13 protein-coding genes and 1 pseudogene are annotated in these 16,071 nt (G+C 65.6%); 4 read left to right on the top strand and 10 right to left on the bottom strand.

The window, feature by feature from the left end; all coding sequences use genetic code 11:
* Positions 1-15 precede the first annotated feature (15 nt).
* The 4 genes and pseudogenes from WS89_RS26675 to WS89_RS26685 form a co-directional block, all read right to left on the bottom strand.
* Positions 16-1,965 (bottom strand): arylsulfatase, encoded by a 1,950-nt coding sequence (locus WS89_RS26675; RefSeq protein ID WP_059794795.1) that lies wholly within the window; start codon positions 1,963-1,965, stop codon positions 16-18.
* A gap of 347 nt (positions 1,966-2,312) precedes the next feature.
* Positions 2,313-3,620, bottom strand: a complete 1,308-nt coding sequence (locus WS89_RS26680; RefSeq protein ID WP_059794797.1) for an MFS transporter — start codon at positions 3,618-3,620, stop codon at positions 2,313-2,315.
* 235 nt (positions 3,621-3,855) lie between these two features.
* A pseudogene (locus WS89_RS33230) lies at positions 3,856-4,038 on the bottom strand (EamA family transporter); the annotation flags it as partial.
* Positions 4,014-4,967 (bottom strand): LysR substrate-binding domain-containing protein, encoded by a 954-nt coding sequence (locus WS89_RS26685; RefSeq protein WP_059794800.1) that lies wholly within the window; start codon positions 4,965-4,967, stop codon positions 4,014-4,016. The gene WS89_RS26685 and the pseudogene WS89_RS33230, both read right to left, overlap by 25 nt.
* 128 nt (positions 4,968-5,095) lie before the next feature.
* Between WS89_RS26685 and WS89_RS26690 the strand changes: the two genes are divergently transcribed.
* Entirely contained in the window at positions 5,096-6,115 is a 1,020-nt protein-coding gene (locus tag WS89_RS26690) for a zinc-dependent alcohol dehydrogenase family protein (RefSeq protein ID WP_059794803.1), read from the top strand.
* Positions 6,116-6,212: 97 nt separating this feature from the next.
* Here WS89_RS26690 and WS89_RS26695 read toward each other — a convergent pair whose 3' ends face one another.
* The 3 genes from WS89_RS26695 to WS89_RS26705 all read right to left on the bottom strand — a co-directional run bounded on the left by WS89_RS26695 (position 6,213) and on the right by WS89_RS26705 (position 9,556).
* Complete coding sequence (locus WS89_RS26695) at positions 6,213-7,397, bottom strand: porin (protein WP_059794806.1); 1,185 nt, start codon at positions 7,395-7,397, stop codon at positions 6,213-6,215.
* A gap of 148 nt (positions 7,398-7,545) precedes the next feature.
* Positions 7,546-8,328: an ABC transporter substrate-binding protein gene (locus WS89_RS26700; protein ID WP_059794808.1), complete on the bottom strand. Its 783-nt coding sequence runs from the start codon at positions 8,326-8,328 to the stop codon at positions 7,546-7,548.
* Between the two features lie 73 nt (positions 8,329-8,401).
* Entirely contained in the window at positions 8,402-9,556 is a 1,155-nt protein-coding gene (locus tag WS89_RS26705; RefSeq protein WP_373558397.1) for a M20 aminoacylase family protein, read from the bottom strand.
* 163 nt (positions 9,557-9,719) lie between these two features.
* On the opposite strand from WS89_RS26705, the gene WS89_RS26710 reads away from it, so the two are divergent.
* From WS89_RS26710 to groL, 3 genes are all read left to right on the top strand, one after another.
* Positions 9,720-10,670 (top strand): LysR substrate-binding domain-containing protein, encoded by a 951-nt coding sequence (locus WS89_RS26710; protein ID WP_059794811.1) that lies wholly within the window; start codon positions 9,720-9,722, stop codon positions 10,668-10,670.
* A gap of 193 nt (positions 10,671-10,863) precedes the next feature.
* Positions 10,864-11,154, top strand: a complete 291-nt coding sequence (locus tag WS89_RS26715) for a co-chaperone GroES (RefSeq protein ID WP_011694564.1) — start codon at positions 10,864-10,866, stop codon at positions 11,152-11,154.
* Between the two features lie 12 nt (positions 11,155-11,166).
* On the top strand, positions 11,167-12,807 hold the full coding sequence (groL, locus tag WS89_RS26720) for a chaperonin GroEL (RefSeq protein WP_059794813.1): 1,641 nt from the start codon (positions 11,167-11,169) through the stop codon (positions 12,805-12,807).
* 622 nt (positions 12,808-13,429) lie between these two features.
* Here the strand turns inward: groL and WS89_RS26725 are convergent.
* The 3 genes from WS89_RS26725 to cdiI form a co-directional block, all read right to left on the bottom strand.
* Positions 13,430-13,732: a hypothetical protein gene (locus WS89_RS26725; RefSeq protein WP_082741981.1), complete on the bottom strand. Its 303-nt coding sequence runs from the start codon at positions 13,730-13,732 to the stop codon at positions 13,430-13,432.
* A gap of 138 nt (positions 13,733-13,870) precedes the next feature.
* Positions 13,871-15,631, bottom strand: coding sequence for a ShlB/FhaC/HecB family hemolysin secretion/activation protein (locus WS89_RS26730; RefSeq protein ID WP_059794817.1), 1,761 nt, complete (start codon positions 15,629-15,631; stop codon positions 13,871-13,873).
* 105 nt (positions 15,632-15,736) lie between these two features.
* Positions 15,737-16,066 carry a toxin-immunity protein system imunity protein CdiI gene (gene cdiI / locus WS89_RS34875; RefSeq protein WP_269434743.1) on the bottom strand — a complete coding sequence of 110 codons (330 nt, stop codon included), beginning with the start codon at positions 16,064-16,066 and terminating at the stop codon, positions 15,737-15,739.
* Between the last annotated feature and the right edge of the window lie 5 nt (positions 16,067-16,071).

Genomic DNA, 16,071 nt, shown 5'->3' on the forward strand with positions numbered 1-16,071 from the left:
TGTCGCCCCTCGCGCTCAGTAGTAGCCGCGCGGCCGCAGCGGCTCGACGCCGCCGACGCTGCTCATGTAGGCCTTCCACTGGTCGACGAGCGTGCCGATCACCGACGGGTTCTGCGCGGACACGTCCGTCGTCTCGCCGCGATCCGACGCGAGGTCGTACAACTGCCAGTGACCGTCGAGCGGCCCGAGCGGCGGCTCGGTCCACAGCGCCTTCCAGCGGCCGTCGGCGCTGCGCAGGTACGCGCGGCCGTACGCTTCGTCGCCGAACGCCGTCGTGTGCACTTCGCCCGTCACCGAGCCCGTGAGCACCGGCAGCAGCGACTGGCCCGTGACCGGATACACGTAGCGGTTGTTGTAGACGACCTTGCCCTTGTTCTGGTCGACGCCCGTCAGCGTGTTGACGAGCGGCGGCGCCGGCTGCGACGGCGGCGTGACGCCCGCGACCGCGAGGAACGTGGCCGTGTTGTCGGTCACGTGCGTGAACGCGCGCAGCGGCGGCAATGGCTGCGACTGGCCCGGCAGGTGCACGATGGTCGGCGTCGATACGCCGCCTTCGCCCGAATAGCCCTTCGTGAGCCGGAACGGCGCCGCGCTCACTTCGGCCCAGCGCAGCCCGTACTGCAGGCGCTGCGCATTCTGCTTGCCGTTGTCGGTGCCGAGCGCCGAATAGGTCGGCTCCTGCGCGTTCGCGGTATCGGTCGCGGTCGGGTCGGCGCCGGAATCGATCGGCCAGCCTTCCGCGCCGTTGTCCGACTGGAACATGATGAACGTGTTGTCGTATTCGCCGATGTCCTTCAGATGCTGGATCAGGAGTCCGATGTTGTAGTCGAGGTTCTCGACCATCCCCGCGTAGATTTCCATGTAGCGCGCCTGCGCCCGGCGCTCGGCCGGCGACAGGCTCGACCACAGCTTGTCGACCTTGCCGGCGCCGTAGTCGACGTAGCCGTCCGCGGCCGAATGCACTGCGCTGACGTACTTCGCGCCGGCCTTGCCGTCGTTCGCGGTCGCGGGCGATGCGGCCGTCGTCTCCGGCAGTCCGTCGAACGGTTTGAAATCGGCGGGTATCAGGCCGAGCGCCTTCTGTCGGGCAATCCGCGCGTTGCGGATCGCATCGTAGCCGGCGTCGTACACGCCCGCGTACTTGTGCAGCCACGGATCGGGCACCTGCAGCGGCCAGTGCGGCGACGTATAGGCGGCGTATGCGAAGAACGGCTTGCCGTCCTGCTTGTTCGCATCGATGTACGAGATCAGCTTCTGCGTATAGAAATCGGTCGAATAGAACACGGCCGGGCTGCCGCCCGCGCCGCCCGGTTGCCCGGGCTGGCCAGGCTGCACGTAGCGGCCGTCTTCCGTGTAGTTCGACGAGCCGGCCGGCTCGTGCGCGAAGTGGTTCGTCGCCGCGCCGCCGAGCAGCACGTAGCTGCGCTCGAAACCCCACTGGTCGGGCGTCTGCCCGCTGCCCGTCGTACTGCCGACGATCCCCGAGCCGATGTGCCACTTGCCCGCGATATACGTGTGATAGCCGGCGTCCTTCAGCAATTGCGCGAACGACAGCGCGCGGTCGTTCAGATAGCCCTCGTAGCCGGGCAGCCCGCGCCGCTCGTCGGTCGGCACGCCCATCGTGCCTTCGCCGACGAGATGATGATCGGTGCCGGACACCAGCATCGCGCGCGTGATCGCGCAGACGGCGCCCGTGTGGTGGTTCGACAGGATGCGGCCCGACGCGACGAGCGCGTCGAGGTTCGGCGTGTTGATTTCGCCGCCGAACGCATGGACGTCGGAATAGCCGAGATCGTCGGCCATGATGTACAGGATGTTCGGGCGCTTGGCCGACGGCGCCGCGCTGGCCTGCGGCGGCGGATCGCCGTCGACGCCGCCGCACGACGCGAGCGACACCGCGCCGGCGATCGCGGCGCAGACGACACGGAAACGGAAAGCATGCAACGGCGACGCGGACTTTTTCATTGTTGTGGAACGCTCGATCTACGGGATCGGCGATCTTAGCGTCGCGCGCGCGGCGCCCAAAGTCGGATTCGTCACATGCTAACGGGGTGGGGGAATATGCGTCCTCGATCGGATAATGAATATCGGCGCCAGCACATGCACGCATCGATCGACGAATGCTGAAATCGCGGAAATACTGAAAATTCTCTCGACCTGCGAAGGGTCTGTCGATGGAGCGAACAAAGAAACTGGCATGGCTCTTCCTGGCGTCAGGCGGTGCTTGCTTCCTGTTATCGAACAAAAACGACGAACATCGATAACGCCGCGAAGTGCCTCATCCGGAAGCGGGGTAACGCGTTCACATACGTTCACCCCGCCCGCTCCGCCACCACCGGCATCGCACGTCGCGACGCGATCCGCAGCGCGAGCACGCCGCCCGCCAGCAACGCGACTGCGACGAGCAGCAGCGCGAGGTCGTACGAATGCGTGACGTCCTTGATCCGCCCCATTACGGGCGGCAGCGCGAGGCCGGCAATATTCGCGACCGCATTGATCAGCGCGATCGAAGCGGCGGCCGTGAGGCCCGACACATACTCGGTCGTCACGGCCCAGAACACGGGCGTCGCGGCCCAGTTGAAGCCGACCGCGAGCACCAGCAGCGCATACGCGACAGGCAGCACCGGCGTATAGATCGCCGCGACCAGCAATGCGCCGGCCACCAGCATCGGCACGCCGAGATGTAACGCGCGTTCGCCGCCGAGATCCGAATGCCGGCCGTTCAGATACATCGCGACACACGCGAACAGGAACGGCAGCGCGGACAGACTGCCGACCGCGAAGCTCGATTGCCCCGACAGGCTCTTCACGAGCAGTGGCAGGAACAGCGTGAGGCCGATCGTGCCGAACGCCTGCAGCAGCCAGAACGCGGCGAGTGCCCATACCTTGCCATCGCCGAACGCGCGCCGCAGCGCGACGCCGTGCGACAGGTGCTCGCGCGGCGCGCTGTCGCGCAGCGTCGCTTCGAGCCACGCGCGCTCGTCGGCCGGCAGCCAACGCGCGTGCGCGGGCGTGTCGGGCAGGCGGCGCAGCACGACGAAGCCGAGCAGCAGCGCGGGCACACCCTCGAGCAGGAACAGCCAGCGCCAGCCTTCGACGCCGAGCATGCCGTTCAGGTTCAGCAGCGCGCCGGACAACGGCAACCCGATCACCGAAGCGAGCGTCGCGCCGATATAGAAGAACGACATCGCGCGCGCACGATCGCTCTGCGGATACCACGCCGACAAGTAGTAGATGATGCCCGGCGTGAAGCCCGCCTCGGCCGCGCCGAGCAGCAGGCGCATCGCGTAGAGTTGCCCCGGCGTATGGACGGCGCTCATCGCGGCCGCGACGAGGCCCCACGTGATCATGATCCGAGCGATCCAGCGGCGCGCGCCGACACGCGCGAGGAACAGGTTGCTCGGCACCTCGAACAGGATGTAGGTCACGTAGAACAATCCCGCGCCGAGTCCGTACATTTCGGCGCTGAGGCCGAGGTCGGCGTTCATCTGCAGCGCCGCGACCGAGATGTTCGAGCGGTCGATATACGCGACGAGGTACAGCAGCATCAGGAACGGAATCAGGCGCAGGTTCAGGCGCCGCATCGTGACGGCGTGCAACTGCGGGGCGGCGGCGGTCATCGGCTTGTCTCCTGGATCGTCTCGCGGGACGGTATGGCCGCCGCGCGCACGGCGGCGGCATCGTCGCGCCGAGTGAAGCGCGGCGTCATGCAAGCCAGTCTAGGAGCCGCGCGAAATTCGCGTCAATTACCGGGACGTCGTCTCGATATGTGAGATGCCAGCGAAAGCCCGTCAGCCTGTGCGTTCAGTAACGCATCACGAGAAACAGCCATGCCGCCGCCAGCGCCATGCAGGGTCATGCGAGCATGCCATTCGTCTCGCCGAGCGCCACCAGCGCAATCGGCACGGGCACGGTCGCGGGCGAAATCGGGAAGAACGGCGCCGACACGCGAGACGCTTCGCCGTATCGCACCATCATGAACAACAGCGAGATCGCGATCGGCGAATTGCAGATCACGAGGTATGCGAGCGTCGATGCGGCGCCCCCTGCCTGTCTCCGTCATCCGACGCCAGCACCCGCGGGATCTCGTCGACCAGCGCATCGACGACGACGCGCACCTTCGACGGCACGTGCCGCGACTTCGGCCGCACCGCGAACACCTCCGCGCCCGACACGCTGTTGCTGTCCATCACCAGCGCGAGCCGGCCGTCGCGCAGGTACGGCGCCATCAGCCAGCACGGCAGCCATGCGAGGCCCGCGCCGGCGGCGGCGGCCTCGGCGATCGCCTGCAGGTCGTCGAACCGCAGGCGCCCGGCCACGCGGTGGTCGTGCGCCTGGCCGTCCGCGCCGATGATCCGCCACGGCACCGGCTGCCCGCCACGCGAATACGCGATGCCGACGTGCGACGCGAGTTCGTCGAGCCCCGACGGCCGGCCATGACGTTCGAGATACGCGGGCGATGCGCAGATGCCCATGCGCTGCACGCCCAGCCGCCGGCCGACGAGCGCGCTCGTATCGGCCAGCTCGCCGATGCGCACCGCGATGTCGAAGCCGTCGTCGATCAGGTCGGCCACGCGGTCGCTGAACGACACGTCGATTTCGAGCCGCGGATGGCGCTCGACGAGACGCCGCATGACCGGGGCCACGCATTGCCGCCCGAACAGCACGGGCACGCTGATGCGCAGCCGCCCGGACGGCTCGCGCCGGCCCGCGTCGAGCGCGGCCTCCGTTTCGCCGAGTTCGGCCAGCAACCGCCGGCACTGCTCGTAATAGACGCTCCCTTCGTCGGTCAGGTTGAGTTGGCGGGTCGTGCGCTGCAGCAGCCGCACGCCGAGACGGTGCTCGAGCCGCGCGACGACCTTCGCGACCGCCGAACGCGTGACGCCGACGCGCAGCGCCGCCGCCGCGAAGCTGCCCGACTCCACGACCTCAACGAATTCCGCGACGCCTCTCAGCCGCTCGTCCATGTGATTCCGCTCCGGTTCGTTCGCAGGTTTGTGTCCCGCATGGAAACAGTTCGTGGCCAAACTCTCGCCAATGCGTCCCCACACGCAACACTATGATAGTCCCGTCCCCATCGAACCAGGAGTCGAACATGCATGCATGGCAACTGAAACCGGGCGACGGCGTCGCCGGGCTCCGGCGCATCGACGCCGCCCGTCGGCCGGTCGGGCCGACCGACGTCGTCGTGAAGATCCACTCGGCCGGGCTGAACTATCGCGACCTGATGTTCGCGCGCGGCGATTATCTCGGCATCGGCGACGCGCCGCTGATTCCCGTGGCCGACGGCGCGGGCGAAGTCGTCGAAACCGGCCGCGACGTCACGCGCTTCAAGCCCGGCGATCGCGTGATCAACACGTATTTCCCGCGCTGGATCGACGGGCCGCCCACGCCGGCGAAAGTCTCGGGTTCGCCGGGCGCGCAATTCGACGGCGTGCTGGCCGAACACTTCGTGTCCGACGAAACCGCGCTGGTCGCGATTCCCGCGCATCTCGACTACGACGAGGCGGCGACGCTGTCGTGCGCGGGCGTGACCGCTTGGAATGCGCTGTTCGCCGACGGCGGCGCAGGCCCCGGCTCGACCGTCGTGCTGCTCGGCACGGGCGGCGTATCGATCGTCGCGCTGCAGCTCGCGCATGCGGCGGGGCTGCGGACGATCGTCACATCGTCGAGCGACGCGAAGCTCGAACGCGCGCGTGCACTCGGTGCGGATGCAACGATCAACTATCGCGCGACGCCCGAATGGCAGCATGAAGTGCTGCGGCTCACCGACGGCGCGGGTGCGGATCTCGTCGTCGAGGTCGGCGGACGCGACACGCTGCCGCGCTCGGTCGCCGCGACGAAGCTGGGCGGCATCGTGTCGGTGATCGGCGGCCTCAGCAGTTTCGGCGGCCCCGAACTCGGGCTGCTGTCGCTGATCGGCGGCATCCGGCGGCTTCACGGGATCATGGTCGGCAGCCGCGCGATGCTCGACGACGTCGTCCGTCTCGTCGACGCGAAGCGGATCCGGCCCGTCGTCGATCGCGTGTTCGGCTTCGACGAAGCGCCGGAAGCTTATGCATACCTGCAGTCGGGCCAGCATTTCGGCAAGGTCGTGATTCGCGTCGCGGCGTGACGGGAGAAAGCGGCGCGATGCGCGGTCACGCACGCGCATCGGCGGCGACGGGCGACGAGTCTTCCTTCGTCCGTTACCGCCGCTTGACCGCACGCCGTCAGAACCGGTGACGAATCCCCGCATGCACCATCAGTTGCTTGGACGTCGACGACAGGTCCGCCGCGCCGGGGATGAGCGCCCGATCGAGCGACGAACCCGTCGCGTCGCCCGCAACCCGCTGATACGCGCCCATCAGGTACACGTCCGTTCGCTTCGACAGGTCGTAGTCGGCCATCAGCCCGATCGAATGGATCTTCGGCTTCGCGCTGCCCGTCGTCGCGTCGTAGCGCACCGTCGTGTACACGTACTGCGCGCCGACGAAGCACGCGGGCGTGAACTGGTATTTGCCGTTCAGCTCGAAGTTCTGGTACTTGATCGCCGTCACCGTGCCGCCGGCGAGCAGCCCCGTCATGGGCGCGATCGTCTCGTCGCCGAACAGGTAGCCGACGTTCGCGGTCGGACGCGTGACGTTGCTGTTCGTGTACGCGAAGCCGACCGTCGCGAGCCCGGCCGTGTAGTTGATCCCCGCCCCGAAGATTCGCAGCCGCGCCGACGCAAAGTTCGCATCGGCGCCGACCGAACCCGAACCCGCGACCGCGCCGCCGGACGTCGCGCCGGGGTCGTTCGCGTTCAGGAACGCAGCGCCGACCAGCAGCCCGCCGTGCTCGTACCGCGCGCCGGCGCTCCACACCCGGTTGTTCGCGAAGCCCGTGTCGTTGCTGAAGCTGTAGGTGCCGCCGAACGAGAAACCAGAGAAATCCAGGCTCGCGTACTTGACCGTGTTGTCGACGCGGAACGTGTTGCCCGTGTTGTCGTTATCGAGCGGATGCGAGAACGGATAGACGCCCCAGCTCCCGTTCGCGGTCGTCGGCGCGAGATAGTCGACCACAGAATCGTATTGCCGGCCGAGCGTCAGCGTGCCGTAGCGCGTGCTGCCGAGCCCGACATAAGCCTGCCGCCCGAACATGCGCCCGCCCTGCGCGAGCGTGCCGGCGTTCACGTTGAAGCCGCTCTCGATCTGGAACAGCGCGCTATAGCCGCCGCCGAGATCCTCGGCGCCTTTCAGCCCCCAGCGGCTGCCCTGCGCGAAGCCGCTCGCCATCTGCCACGCACCGTGGCCGCCGACGTCGTTCGTATAGTCGATACCCGCGTCGACCAGACCGTAGAGCGTGATGCTACCCTGCGCGAACGCAGGCGCTGCGCACAGCGCCGGAATCGCGACGAAAAAAATTCTCCAGTTCATTCGTTATCCTTATTCGTTTTTCCGGGCCTGCACGTGAATGCCCGCGCGATTCGCAGGCCGTGCAGGCGGTCATTCCCGGTATCCGGCGCGCGGTCGATCGCGCGCGGGGTCTCCTCACGTGCGACGCGCCGACAGCACGCCGCGCGGCTCACTTCGCGCCGTAGATGTCGAAATCGAAATACTTCCGGTTGATCCGCCGATACGTGCCGTTTGCGAGAATCGTCGCGAGCGCGCGATTGAACGCGTCGCGCAAGTCGGTGTCCTGCTTGCGCAGACCGAGCCCGTCGCCCTGCCCGAAGTACTTCGTGTCGTCGATCGCTTCACCGGCGAATGCAAAGTCCTTGCCCTGCGGCTTCTTCAGGAAACCGTCGCTGGCCGCGATCGACGCCTGGAACGCCGCGTCGAGCCGCCCCGTCACGAGATCCGCGTAGACCTGGTCCTGGTTCGGGTAGGACACGATCTGCACGCCGGCCCGCTGCCAGTTCGCGATCGCATAGTCGGCCTGCGCGGAGCCCTGCTCGACACCGATCCGCTTGCCCTTCAGCGATTCGGCCGTCGGCAGCAACGGCGAACCCTTGCGCGCGATCAGCCGCGCAGGCGCGTTCGAGATCCGGTTCGTGAACGCGATCTGCTGCATCCGCTTCGGCGTGATCGTCATCGACGACGCGATCACGTCGAACTTGCGCGCGAGCAGCCCCGGGATCATCCCGTCGAAACTCGACTCGACCCACACGCAGCGCGCCTTCAGTTCCGCGCACAGCGCATTCGTGATGTCGATCCCGAACCCGGTCAGCGTGCCGTCCGGCAGCTTGTACTCGAGCGGCGGGTAGGTCGGATCGACCGCGAGCCGGATATCCTTGCCCGCCCAGTCGCCTGCATGTGCGGCCCCTGCCGCCAGCGCCATCGAGAGCGCCGCCATCCACTGCTTCATTGCCGTCTCCTCGTGTAGATCGTGAATCGAATTCGTCCGGCGCATCGGGCGCCGGTTCGCCGCGTGCGCCGCGTCACGCGAGATATCGCTCCGCCAGCGCGACCCAATAGCTCGCGCCCGTCGCGAGACATGCATCGTTGAAGTCGTAGCCGGGGTGGTGCAGCCCGCATCCGGTCGCGCCATCACCGTTGCCGTCGCCGTTGCCGATCGACAGGTAGCTGCCCGGGCACGCGTTCAGCATGAACGCGAAGTCCTCGCTCGCCGCGATCGGCCGCAGCTGCGGAATCAGCGCGCCGTCGCCACCCCATTCGCGCGCGACTTCGCGGGCGAATGCCGTTTCCGCCGCGTGATTGACGAGCACCGGATAGGTGTGCCGGTAGTCGATCTCGGCCGTCGCGCCATAACTCGCGGCCTGCCCGTGCACGACCTCGCGGATGCGCCGCTCGAGCAGCGTGCGTACGTCCGGCGACAGCGCGCGCACGCTCAGTTCGAGCTCCGCGTGCGGCGGAATCACGTTCGACGCGGCGCCCGCATGGATCGCGCCCGCCGTGACGATCGCCAGCTCCTGCGGATTCACGTTGCGCGACACGATCGTCTGCAGCGCCATCACGATCGATGCGCAGACCACCACCGGATCGACCGTCGTGTGCGGCGCGGCGCCGTGCCCGCCGCGGCCCGCCACGCGCACGCGCACCTCGTCGGCCGACGCCATCGCCGGGCCGTCGCAGAAGCCGAGCACGCCGGCCGGCAACCCCGGCACGTTGTGCATCGCGAACACCGCGTCGCACGGGAACCGCGTGAACAGCCCGTCGTCGAGCATGCGCTTCGCGCCGCCGAGCCCTTCCTCCGCCGGCTGGAAGATCAGGTTCAGCGTGCCCGTGAAACGCGCGCGCACCGCGATGCAGCACGCGGCGGCGAGCAGCATCGCCGTATGGCCATCGTGGCCGCACGCGTGCATCACGCCGTCGTGCCGGCTCGCATGCGGCAGCCCGGTCGTCTCGCGGATCGGCAACGCGTCCATGTCCGCGCGCAACCCGAGCCGCTTGCCGGCGCCGCGCGCCAGCGTGCCGACCACGCCGGTGCCGCCGAGGCCGCGCTCCACCCGATAACCCCATGTTGTCAGGTGCTCGGCGACGAGATCGCCGGTCGCGCGTTCCTCGAAGCCGAGCTCGGGATGCGCGTGCAGCCGGCGGCGCAGCGCGATCATCTCGGCTTCGATCGCTGCCATTTCGGGAAAAATTCGTGTCTGGCCCAACCCCGATACTCCTTCGCTACGTTCCGGTTGCCGATCGCCGGAGGGCGGATCGTGACGGGATCGTATGCAGCGAAAATCCGGGCGAACAGCCGCGGTTTCGTTATGATGACAACCTTTCGTTGTCGGGTATCGCACCATGAAGCTGCATCAGTTGCAGGCGCTCGTCGCGAGCGCGGAGGCCGGCAGCATCCGGGGCGCGGCGCGCACCCTCGGGCTGTCGCAGGCGGCCGTCACGCGCGCGTTGCGCGAGCTGGAGGCAAGCGAGCGCCTGCCTCTGCTCGTGCGCGCGCCGGAAGGCATCGGTTTTACCGAATACGGGAAAACCCTTCTCACGCATGCGAAGCTCGTGCTGAAGCAACTGGAGCACGCGCAGAGCGATCTCGAACGGATGCGCGGGCGCGTCGAGGGGCGGCTGAGCGTCGGCGTCACGCCGTGGCTCACCATGACGTTCCTGGCGGAAGCGGTGCTGCGTTTTCGAGAACGGATGCCCGACGTGCGTCTCGAACTCTACGAAGCGTTGATCGCCGTCGCACAGCCGCTACTGCGCGACGGCACCATGGATTTCGCGCTCGGGCACGTGCAGCCGGGCAGCGCGCAGGAATTCGCGTTCGAGCCGATGCTGCGTTACGAGACCTCGGTGATGGTGCGCGCCGGCCACCCGCGCGAACGCGCGCGATCGATCCACGACCTGCTCGACAACGATTGGGTGCTGAATTTCGCGGCGGATGGCCAGGCGGCGCTCGTCGACTACCTGTTCACGCGCCACGGCGCGCAGATCGACGAGCGACGCATCGTGCGCGCGCAATCGGTCGCGATGCTGCAGACGATGCTCGAGCAGGCCGACATGTGCACGTGGTGCCCGTCGATCCTCGCCGCCGTGCCGCCGTTCGGCGAGCGAATGCGCGCGCTGTCGCTGAAGGAGAGCTTCGAGCCGCGCGAGCTCGGCATCGTCACGCGCCGCAGCAGCACGCTGAGCGAGGCCGCACGCTGCTTCATCGATTGCCTGCTGCAGGTCATCCGGCGGCACGCGCGCTCCGCGCGCAAGGACGATCTCGCGTTGTTCAGGACGGTGTCGCTGCTGATCTGACGCGCCCGCGTCGCGCGTCGTGTCCGGCGACGGCCTCCGTGCGCCCGAGCCGGCGCCGCTCCCAAAGCGCATTCGCGCAAATGCTTTTCCGAATCCGTTATTGGATCGCGTCGCCGCGCATTTCTATACTCGTCAGCACTCTCTGTTAAAGAGTGCCAGCCAATTTCGACAGAACAGCACAGGACGAAAAAAAATGAGCCTACGCCCCTTGCACGATCGCGTGATCGTGAAGCGACTCGATCAGGAAACCACCACCGCATCGGGCATCGTGATTCCCGACAGCGCAGCCGAAAAACCCGACCAGGGCGAAGTGATCGCCGTCGGCCCCGGCCGCAAGGACACGGACGGCCAGCGCATCGTGCCCGACCTGCAGGTCGGCGAGCGCGTGCTGTTCGGCAAGTACGCGGGGCAAGCCGTCAAGGTGGACGGCAACGAGTTTCTCGTGCTGCGCGAGGAAGACATCGTCGCGGTCGTCAATCAATAACGGAGCGCAATCATGGCAGCCAAGGAAATCATTTTCAGCGACGTCGCCCGTGCGAAGCTCACCGAAGGCGTCAACATTCTCGCGAACGCGGTGAAGGTCACGCTCGGGCCGAAGGGTCGCAACGTCGTGCTCGAACGCAGCTTCGGCGCGCCCGTCGTCACGAAGGACGGCGTGTCGGTCGCGAAGGAAATCGAACTCGCGGACAAGCTGCAGAACATCGGCGCGCAGCTCGTGAAGGAAGTCGCGTCGCGCACCAGCGACGCGGCCGGCGACGGCACGACGACAGCCACCGTGCTCGCACAGGCGATCGTCCGCGAAGGCCAGAAATACGTTGCGGCCGGGCTCAATCCGCTCGACCTGAAGCGCGGCATCGACAAGGCCGTCGCATCGGCCGTCGACGAATTGAAGAAGATCAGCAAGCCGACCACCACCAGCAAGGAAATCGCGCAGGTCGCGACGATTTCCGCGAACGGCGAGGAGTCGATCGGACAGCGCATTGCCGAAGCGATCGACCGCGTCGGCAAGGAAGGCGTGATTACCGTCGAGGACGGCAAGTCGCTCGCCGACGAGCTCGACGTCGTCGAGGGGCTGCAATTCGACCGCGGTTACCTGTCGCCGTATTTCATCAACAATCCGGACAAGCAGATCGCCGAGATCGAAAACCCGTACATCCTCCTGCACGACAAGAAGATCTCGAATATCCGCGATCTGCTGCCGGTGCTCGAACAGGTCGCCAAGTCGGGCCGGCCGCTGCTGATCATCGCGGAAGACGTCGAAGGCGAAGCCCTCGCGACGCTCGTCGTGAACAACATCCGCGGCATCCTGAAGACGGTCGCGGTCAAGGCGCCGGGCTTCGGCGATCGCCGCAAGGCGCTGCTCGAGGACATCGCGATCCTCACCGGCGGCCAGGTGATCGCCGAGGAAACCGGCCTGACGCTCGAGAAGGCCGCGCTCGCTGATCTGGGCCAGGCGAAGCGCATCGAGGTCGGCAAGGAAAACACCACCGTGATCGACGGCGCGGGCGATGCGAAGAACATCGAAGCGCGCGTGAAGCAGATCCGCGTGCAGATCGACGAGGCGACGTCCGACTACGACCGCGAGAAGCTGCAGGAACGCGTCGCGAAGCTCGCGGGCGGCGTGGCGGTGATCAAGGTCGGCGGCGCGACCGAAATCGAGGTGAAGGAGAAGAAGGATCGCGTCGACGACGCGCTGCATGCGACGCGCGCGGCAGTGGAAGAAGGCATCGTGCCGGGCGGCGGCGTCGCACTGATCCGTGTGCGGCAGGCGATTCGCGAGCTGAAAGGCGCGAACGCCGATCAGGACGCGGGCATCAAGATCGTGCTGCGCGCGCTGGAGGAACCGCTGCGCCAGATCGTCACGAATGCGGGCGAGGAAGCGAGCGTCGTCGTCGCGAAAGTCGCCGAAGGCACGGGCAACTTCGGGTACAACGCGCAGACGGGCGAGTACGGCGACCTCGTCGAATCGGGCGTGCTCGATCCGACCAAGGTCACGCGCACCGCGCTGCAGAACGCGGCGTCGGTGGCCGGACTGCTGCTGACGACCGATGCGACCGTGTTCGAAGCACCGAAGGATGCGGCGCCGGCTGCCGCCCCGGGCGGCCCGGGCGCGGGCGGGCCGGGATTCGATTTCTGACGACGTGGCAGCGTGCGCGCCGGTTCGCCGGCGTGCGCGCGGCCAGGCAGGACCCTGCCACGATCGATGAACTGTCGACGGAGGAAGGCTCGGGCGTAGTGTGCTGCCGGCGCCGATCCGGCGTGCGTGCCGCGCTACGGTTTCAGCGTCGAGAAGAAGCCGGTCGCTGCGTGTCTGACCGGGCAGCATGAAAACGCTTGCGGCGGCCCGCGAAGGCCGCCGCAAGCGGGCGAACATCGAAGCACCACTATGCGAGTGCAGTCGGGGAAGCAGAACCAACAATAATTTATTGCCTGATCAGCGCCGCAGGAAATGCAACGACGGCCGCGCGCTATCACAGCGCGGTCGGCGGCAGGTTGGAAATGGAAGGCGATGACCGTTCGATGTCGTGCATCGAACAGTTTTAAAAGGCCGGATGAACCAATCCGTCATCTCGTGTTCGAGGCAATGGAATGGGCAGCTCACGCCCCGCGAGTTGCGGCGGTGACAGGGCTGAGGATGGGTTCGATAGAAGGCGAACGTTCACGTGCCGACGGCGTCAAGCTGTCCGACAGCGATCTCGATTCCGGATAAATCAAGCCGGACCGACCAGCTTTGTAACACCGCGCAGAACCGCGGGTGCTCACCCGTGCCGCAACGTTTGCTGAACCAGTGAAAGCAGCCAGAGTACAAGCCAGATTCGCGCAAGATACATCCACAGACCATGCCTCACGTTCGGAGCACAAATCCAGGCAGTGCGTACCCATGCGGCGATCAATACGAGTTGCAAGCAGAGCAGCGGTACCAGGTAGATCTTCGGCGTCGACAGATCAACCATGTGCCGGACACAGACGTTGATCAAAAACATGGCCACTCCGGTGGGAATACCGAGTCCCCACCAGACTTTCCAGAGAGGCTCATTTCCGGCCCATGCATTTTTCAGCATTGATATCTCCACGATCGGCAACGGATGGCTTACCCCCAGGTTGCCTCTTGCATCGCACCGGCTAACGAATTGCGACCAATTGCTCCAGATGCCCGACAGGGGCTTCCGCAAATGGCTCTTTGCTTTTACGTGTCTCGATCAGAATTGCGCCGTAAGCTGAAACCCAAGTGTTATGCGCGCGGTCTCGAATCCGGAAGGCTTGTACACCGGGGTGCCTGCAAAGAGATCGTAGGCATATGCGCCGAAGCGCGTCGCGACGCTACCCTTCACGCCGATCACTGCTCCGGCGAGTTGCGTGCCGACCAAGGCGACCGGTTCCGGTCCCCATACGCGGCCGTAGTCGAGCCCGGCATAGGCCGCGAGCCCGGTCTGCGCGATCGGGACCTGCAACTCATTGCGCCAGTAGAACCCGCGTGATGCTGCCAGCAGCGTTTCGCCGTCGAATCCCCGCACGGTATAACGGCTGCCGATCGTGACGCTGTCGAGGTACGACACCGTGTTGCCTGTGTACTGACCATGAAAGGTCGTCACGTATTTGAACGGCTGCGTACCGATGACGAACGGTGTCGACAAATTCGCATCGAGCACGACCATCTTGAATCTGTAAGTCTGGCCACCCTCCGCCGCGAACATGCTGTCGGTCGAGCCAAGCCATCCGAGCCCTTGGCGATAGGCAAGCGAACCGTCGAACTGCGACGAGCCGAAATAGTGTCGGTCGTTCAGCCCGAATTCGAGAAAGGTCGCATTCTGGTGCGACGACGGTATCGTCGTGCCTTCGATGTAGCTGTCGCCGAAACGGCGCGTCAGGCGAACCTGTGCACCGAACACATCGTTCCGGCTGCGGCTCAGTACGCGGTTGAGCTTGAAGTCGACCGTCTTCATGTTGCCGCTGGCAACGAACGTCTGGTTCACGGCCGCGAGCGGTTGAAAGTACGTGCTGGTATAGGCCGATAGCGTGCCGGTCCAGTAACCCCAAGGAACCGAGTAGAACGCGTTCCAGCCGTGCGAACCGAAACGCTTGTCGCCAAATTCCAGGTCCTGGTTGAAACCGACGTTGAAAATGTCGTTCAAGCCCAGCGGGTTATCGATGCCAAGCGATACGTTGCCTTGCAGTTTGCCGGTTGCGCGCGTGCCCGAGTTGTCGATGGACGCCACGACGGTCCATGGTTTGCCGCGCTTCACGTCGAGGACGACGTCGCTTTCGCCAGGCATGTCGCCCGGTGCAATCCGCATTGACACATCCTGACTTGAGACACGCTTCATCTGCTCGAGCCCTTGTTCGATGTCGCGCAGGTTCAACACGTCGCCGTCGCGAGTCGGGAATGCGGTCTTCCACGTTCCGCGCAACTTTTCGTCCTCGAAACGCACGTGGCGGATCACGCCCGGAATCAGGGCAAGCTTCAATGTGCCGGTGGACAAATCCTGCTCTGGAACGAGTACGCGGGTAGTGATGTAGCCGCGTGCGAGGATGGCTTGTGATAGTCCTTTTACGATCAGGTCGACGCCTTGCTTACCAACGCATTGGCCGGCGTAGTGCGCGAGCCAGTCGCGCGCAAAGGCGAAGCGATCCATCGGCAAGGCTGATGCGCCTTGCGCCTTTGACGCGGCCGATAGCGAGTCGGGCACGTCGAGCCCGAAATGATCAATTCGAAAGCACGGTGTTTCGGTCGGCAATACCGGATAGGCTTCCGGGCGCGGCACGTCCGAGCGCACGCCCGGCGCTTGCACGGTGGCTTCTCGCTGCAGCGCATCACGGCGCTGCTGAGCTTGCTGATTCTGCTCGGCGTTCGCGCGGGCAGCGGCGGCCTGGTCACTGGGAGACGGCGCCTGTTGTGCTTGCGCAGCAAGCGTGATCAGAGTAGTGATTGGTAAAACCGCCAGCCGTCTGGTCGTTTTCATTTAGTTATGTTTTGAATTGATGGGAATAGACAACAAACATCTCCGTTATCGATACAACACTGATCATCAATCCGCATCAGCGCCTCACCATGACTGAGGTTTAAATCAATTCCCCGAAACTCCGAGCCGCGCATCCTGCCGCAACTTCTCAACCAATTGATTCCATACATTCTCGTATAGGGGAAACGATTCCTCAGCCTGAGAAGCGGCTCTAGCCCGCATCACAGTCGCCAGAAAAATTGACAGCCCGTTAGAGTTCAACGATTCCGTTGAGATAAAGCTCATCCCCCCCTCTTCCATAGGAAGGTAAACCTCATCCTTAATCCACATGTCGGACGAGTGAAATTGATCACCGATTCGACTGACCAAATAATCGAACTGACTCGTACTCACAGGGACGCGCACTTCTTTAGAAATAACTATCGATCCCGCCATTTTCG

The sequence above is a fragment of the Burkholderia sp. MSMB1072 genome (assembly GCF_001524725.1).
GTDB lineage: Bacteria > Pseudomonadota > Gammaproteobacteria > Burkholderiales > Burkholderiaceae > Burkholderia.